This window comes from Burkholderia sp. Se-20378, assembly GCF_017104665.1.
Taxonomy (GTDB): domain Bacteria; phylum Pseudomonadota; class Gammaproteobacteria; order Burkholderiales; family Burkholderiaceae; genus Burkholderia; species Burkholderia lata.
On the sequence record NZ_JAAGPG010000684.1, the window covers coordinates 1 to 3,609 of the forward strand.

At 65.9% G+C, this 3,609-nt stretch carries 4 protein-coding genes and 1 pseudogene; 2 read left to right on the plus strand and 3 right to left on the minus strand.

From position 1 onward, the window contains the following. From G3N93_RS36055 to G3N93_RS36065, 3 genes and pseudogenes are all read right to left on the minus strand, one after another. Window positions 1-228: pseudogene (locus tag G3N93_RS36055) on the minus strand (ABC transporter permease); the annotation flags it as partial. A gap of 39 nt (window positions 229-267) precedes the next feature. Further along, window positions 268-1,110, minus strand: a complete 843-nt coding sequence (locus G3N93_RS36060) for an ABC transporter permease (protein ID WP_174982858.1) — start codon at window positions 1,108-1,110, stop codon at window positions 268-270. A gap of 13 nt (window positions 1,111-1,123) precedes the next feature. Then, entirely contained in the window at window positions 1,124-2,191 is a 1,068-nt protein-coding gene (locus G3N93_RS36065; protein WP_174936098.1) for an ABC transporter substrate-binding protein, read from the minus strand. Between the two features lie 856 nt (window positions 2,192-3,047). Between G3N93_RS36065 and G3N93_RS36070 the strand changes: the two genes are divergently transcribed. Further along, window positions 3,048-3,230, plus strand: coding sequence for a Flp family type IVb pilin (locus tag G3N93_RS36070; RefSeq protein WP_041493341.1), 183 nt, complete (start codon window positions 3,048-3,050; stop codon window positions 3,228-3,230). Window positions 3,231-3,318: 88 nt separating this feature from the next. Next, window positions 3,319-3,609: prepilin peptidase (locus tag G3N93_RS36075; protein WP_206135146.1), on the plus strand; the 291-nt coding region annotated here is incomplete at its 3' end.

Genomic DNA, 3,609 nt, shown 5'->3' on the forward strand with positions numbered 1-3,609 from the left:
TAGCGCGCGGCCGAGTGCGCCGCTCGTGGCTTGCGCCCATGCGGTGCGCAACACGTCGGCCGGGCCGACGAGCAGCCCGCTGCTCACGAGGTGCGCGGAAGCGATTGCCCACCACAGCGCGAACGCGACGAGCGGCAGCACGAAGCCGCGCCAGTCGGGTGCATGCAGGCGGCGGGCGGTCGTGGCGGCAGGCGGGGTGACGTCAGGCGCGGCAGCAGAATGCGTCAAGGGTGGGAGTCCTTCGGTTACGCAGGCAAGGCGGGGGACTCAGCCGCGGAACGCGGACGGCACGCCGCGGCGTAGCCGTGCTTCGAGCGCATCGAGCAGCCGGTTGATCAGCAGGCCGACCGCGCCGACGACGATCACGGCCGCCATCACGAGATCGAGCTGGAACAGTTGCCGCCCGTACACGATCAGGTAGCCGAGCCCTTCGGACGATGCGACGAGCTCGACGACGACGAGCGCGAGCCACGATTTCGTGAACGCGAGCCGCACGCCGGTCGCGAGCGTCGGGATCGCGGCGGGCAGCACGACGTGCACGATGCGTTGCCGCTGCGTGTAGCCGAATACGCGCGCGACTTCGTCGAGCGCGGGCGGTGTCTGGCGAAACCCTTGCAGCGTGCTCAGCGTGACGGGGACGAGCGCCGCATGCGCGATCAGCAGGTACTTGAGCGGTTCGCCGACGCCGACGAGCAGCAGCAGGAACGGCAGCCAGCCGAGCACCGGAATCTGCACGAGCGCGTTGAAGCTCGGCAGCACGTAGGCTTCCAGCGTGCGCGACAGGCCGAGCGCAACGCCGGTTGCGAAGCCGAGCAGCGTGCCGGCGGCGAAGCCGACCAGCACGCGTTGCAGGCTGATCAGCGTGTGGCGCACGAGGTCACCGCTCGTCGCGAGATCCTCGAGTGCGTCGAACACGCGTTCGGGCGGCGGCAGGATTTGCGGTGCGATCCAGCCGCGTGCGCTGCCGACGCTCCACAGCGCGAACAGCAGCGCAGGCAGCAGCCACGGTGCGAGCCGCCACGACCACCGTTTCACTGCCGCCGCACGGTGCGGCGGCGCGGCCAGCGCGTGGCGCTCGGATGACGGGATGGAAAACGCGGTGTCGCTCATCGGGGGGGCCGGGTCAGGAAAGGGGCTTGCCGGCCGCGTCGTAGCGTTGCCAGTAGCTTTCGAGCTTCAGCGTGCGCAGCGCATTGTCGAGATACTTCGGCTCGAACCAGCCATCGACGTCGACCGGCTGGCGAATCAGCTTCAGCGCCAGCGCATCCTGCGCGACGGACTTGTAGCGCGCGACGACGAACGGATCGATCAGCGGCGACAGGCGATCCTTCAGCCGCTGGTTCGCATAGTCGGCCTGCCACGACGAAACCGGCACGCCGCTTTTCGCCCACAGCTTGAACAGCGCATCGCGGTTCGCTTCGTCGGATGACCATTGCGCGCCCTTCACGAGCGCGTTGACGACGCGCTGCACGATGTCCGGATGCGCGCGCTCGAACTCGTCGAGCACGAGCAGGTGGGTCTGCCGCGTGAGTTGCGGGCCGTCGTTCTGCGATTCGTAGATGATCTTCGCGAGCCCTGCGTCGCGCAGCTTGTACAGCTGGTAGTCGCCTACCGACGCATCGATGCCTTTCGACGCGAGCGCGGCGAGCGAGCTTGCGGAGTCGAGGTTGATCACGCGCAGGTCGCGTTCGTTGAGGCCGTTCTTCGCGAGCGCATTGTCGGCGACGAGCTGCAGGTTCGTGCCGCGGAAGATCGACACGCGACGGTCCTTCAGGTCCTTGATCGAGCGGATGGTGGAGTCGGGCGGCACCGCGATCTTGACTCCGGAACGCACGCTCGCGGCGAGCAGCAGGCGCGTCTTGATCCCGTTCGCCCGTGCGAGCACGGCGGGCAGGTCGCCCTGGTACGCGAAGTCGAGCGCCTTGTTGGCGATTGCCTCGTTGACGGCCGGCCCCGCGCCCTTGAAGAACAGCCACTGCACCTTGATGCCGTCGGCCGCGAACTCCTTTTCGACCAGTTGCTGCAGCTGTGCGGTGGCGGCACTCGATCCGCCGAACGTCGGCGGATCGCCGGCGCCTTGCTGGGCGACGCCGATGCGGATGGTGGCGGGCTTGTCGGCGTGCGCGGCGACGGCCGGCAACGCAATGAGGGAGGCGATCAGCAGTGAGCGAAGCAGGCGCAATGGAAGCATGAATCGACGAATCCGGAACGTTGGGGAGCGTGGCCGGGCCTCAGCCCGTCGGCGCATTCTCGATGACGTGCCGGGGCCGGACAAGAAACGAATTGAACTATGCTTATCGCCGTTTTCCGGGTTGCCGCGCCGGGCGTTTCGTTCTATCCCGATGAGAACGGCATTCACATGCATCTGACATTCAATCAGGATTCCAATCAAGTCGATTGAGGCCGGATGCGGAATATGGCAATGGACGATTGGAAAGTCGCGATGAAGACGCGCGTGGATTCTCGCGGGAATCACTCGCCGAATCAGGGTGGAAAAACCGGGGCGGGTAGTCGGGGAAATGCGATGCGGGCCCGTCATGTTTGCCGGGACGGCAGGCCGGGCGTGGCGAGACGCGCGCAGGCGGCCCGGCCTGGAATGCCGATAAATCGAATGAAAACAGGATCGGTAAATCACGCACTGCAACAGTCGCCATGCCTGTTCAGATTTGCGAACCATTCGACATGTTGTGAGAAAAAATGACCGTAAATGAACCGTATGGATTTCATCGTTGCAGGGTGAAATCCATAAATGCATTCCGACGCCAAATAATTTGAATTCGCCTGAAAAATTGTCTATACCCTAGACGAATCAGCGCGGTTGCATCGTGCGCGGAATACCGCACCACGGATGCAGACACGCAACGATCGAAGATGTCGTTGCACACCGCGTGTTGCAGTGATCGAGAGGATTCCGGGGGATGCGAACGACCTCGTGCCAGGGTCGCGCGCATGCGTCGCAACGGGCGAATGTCCTGCGCAACCGCCGGAGCAACGGAGCGTCTTTGCGTTCAATGGTCGGTCATCGGCCCCGTTACACGGAGGTTGCCATGCTGCAATACGTCAAGTCCCTGCTGCGTGACGAACGTGGCGTCAGCTCGCTCGAATACGCCGTGCTGGCCGGTATCGTCGTGGTCGCGCTGGCGGCGGTCGGCGTGATCCTCAGCAGCACCAGCGGCGGCTTGCCGAGCGTGTTCACGACGCTGATCAACAAGGTGACGAGCCTGATCTGATCCCCTGAACCCGCGCGCCACCGACGAACACCGGGATCCGCAGCGGTAGAACGTATCCGGCCGGGGCGTGTCGACGGACGGCTCTCCCATGCTCACGCTCGTGCAGTCGGTGGCCACGGTCCTGCTGGCCTCGCTCGCCGCGCAGGATCTGCGCGACCGGCGCCTGTCCAATCGCGGAGTGCTCGCGTTCGCGGCGCTGTATTTCGTCGCGGCGGCGCTCGCACACGACGGGTTCGCGCCGCTGGCCGGCCATGTCGCGACCGGTGCGGCGATGCTGCTGCTGTTCGGCGGCATGCGCCACGCGGGCTGGATCGGCGGAGGCGACGTCAAGCTGGCGGCGGCGGTCTTCCTGTGGGCCGGCCCGGCACTGGCGTTGCCG